The sequence below is a fragment of the Streptomyces cinereospinus genome (assembly GCF_042430725.1).
Lineage (GTDB): Bacteria > Actinomycetota > Actinomycetes > Streptomycetales > Streptomycetaceae > Streptomyces > Streptomyces cinereospinus.
Genome location: NZ_JBHMCY010000170.1, coordinates 1 through 1,573, shown reverse-complemented (window position 1 = coordinate 1,573; position 1,573 = coordinate 1). Strand labels below are relative to the sequence as shown.

1 protein-coding gene is annotated in these 1,573 nt (G+C 75.1%); it reads right to left on the bottom strand.

All coding sequences use genetic code 11. The features are described from left to right. Nucleotides 1-1,573, bottom strand: a 1,573-nt coding sequence (locus tag ACFF45_RS35335; protein WP_381351134.1) for a SpnB-like Rossmann fold domain-containing protein, incomplete at both ends; no start/stop codon positions are given.

Here is a 1,573-nt window from a genome sequence, read left to right as displayed (position 1 = left end):
ACCCGTGATCAACACCGTCCCGGCCGCCAACGCCGGACGAGCGGTGTGCGTGGTCTTCGCACGCACCAGTCGGGGAACGCGCGCTTCACCGTCTCGCAGCGCGATCTCCGGTTCGCCGGAGGCCAGTACCGCGGCCAGCGCGTCGGCCGACGCCCGGCTGCCGTCGGTGTCGACCAGGGCGAGCCGGCCGGGGTGTTCGGCCTGTGCCGACCGGAGCAGCCCGAGCACCGGGGCCGCGGCGAGGTCGGTCGGGCCGTCACCGTCGAGCTGGGCGTCCGACGTCACCAGCACGAGCCGGGCGTCCTGGAACCGCTCCAGCGCCAGCCACTCCTGGACGAGCCGCAGCGCACCGCCGGTGGCCGTGCGGATCCGGGCGAGCACGTCACCGTCGCCGTCGCCGTCGAACGGACCGCACCGGACCACCACCCGGTCAGGCACGGGCGTGCCCGTGTCGACGGCCGCGGCCAGCGCGGACAGGTCCGCGAAGGACGGGACACCGTCCAGGCCGTCCGGTGCCTCGCCCAGCACCACCGACGAGGCCGCCGCACCGGAAGGCTTGGGCAGTCGCGTCCACTCCACGCGGTAACCCGCGTCCTGGCCCCCCGCCCGCTCCTGGATCCCGTCGGCCGTCACGGGGCGGGACACCAGTGATCCCACCGTCAGCACCGGGTCGCCCAGCACGTCGGTGGCGGTGACGGACACGGCGTCCCCGCCGGCCGGTGCGATCCGCACCCGCAGTGCGGCGGCCCCGACCGCGTGGCAGGTCACGTCGGTCCAGGCGAACGGGAGGACCGCGGCCCCGTCCGTGCGGGGCGCGGCCAGCAGCGGAGCGTGCAGGCACGCGTCCAGGAGCGCGGGGTGCAGGCCGTAGAGGTCCGCGTCGGCGGCTGCCGGTTCCGGCAGAGCCACCTCGGCGAAGAGTTCCTCGCCCCGCCGCCAGGCCTTCCGGAGCCCCTGGAAGGTGGGGCCATAGGCGTAACCCTCGTCGAGAAGGTGACCGTAGAAGCCGTCCGTGGGCACTTCCTGGGCGTCGGTGGGCGGCCACTCGGCCTGCGCCACGGACGGTTCGGAGCCGGCACCGGCCAGCAGGCCCTCGGCGTGCAGGGTCCAGGGCCCGTCGTCGGCGGTCGCGGAGTACACACCCACCGTCCGGAAGCCGGACTCGTCGGCCCTGCCGACCACGACCCGCAGCACCACCGCGTTGTCCTGGTCGGGCAGGACGAGCGGCGCGTGGAGCGTCAGTTCGGCGAGCACCGGGCAGCCGGCCTGAGCGCCCGCGTGCAGCGCCATCTCGACGAGCGCGGCCCCCGGCAGCAGCACCACGCCCATGACGGCGTGGTCCACCGACCACGGGTGCGTGGACGGCGAGACCCGGCCCGTGAGTACGAAGTCACCGGAGTCCGGCATGGCCACTGCCGCACCCAGCAAGGGGTGCGCGAGCGGCCGCAGACCGGCCGAGGCGACATCCCCGCCACCCGTCCCCGCCCAGGCGCTGGACCAGTACTCCCGCGTGTCGGCCCAGTAGCGCTGGCGTTGGAAGGGGTAGGTGGGGAGGCCGTCGAGGTGGTGCCCG